Source organism: Mesorhizobium sp. M8A.F.Ca.ET.208.01.1.1, from assembly GCF_004791315.1.
Taxonomy (GTDB): Bacteria; Pseudomonadota; Alphaproteobacteria; order Rhizobiales; family Rhizobiaceae; genus Mesorhizobium.
On record NZ_SRUT01000208.1, the window covers coordinates 1 to 326 of the forward strand.

At 68.7% G+C, this 326-nt stretch carries 1 pseudogene; it reads right to left on the bottom strand.

The annotated features are described in order from the left end of the window. A pseudogene (locus EN851_RS34955) lies at positions 1 to 326 on the bottom strand (PAS domain-containing sensor histidine kinase); the annotation flags it as partial.

Below are 326 nucleotides of genomic sequence, written 5' to 3' on the forward strand. Positions count from 1 at the left end.
AGACTGTCGAGCGTGCGGCCCTGCCAGCCTGTCGACAGCGGCGAGACGGCGATGACCTTGAAGGCGCCGTCGGTGATGGCCAGCACATGGGCGCGGCTCATGGCGCCCTGGCGGCTGGTGCTTTCGAGAAGGCTTATGGCGTTGGCGCCGGCCGCATTCGGGTCCGCGGTGACGGCCTGCGCCATCTGGCCGGCGGCCAAGGCCAGCACCGCTTTGGCGTCGCGTTCGACCGCGTCGCGGTCGTTCACCAGCGACAGGAAGCGAAGTGCTGCGATGACGATCAGGAAGATGATGATCAGCGCGGGGATCGAGCGGCGCAGCAGCGG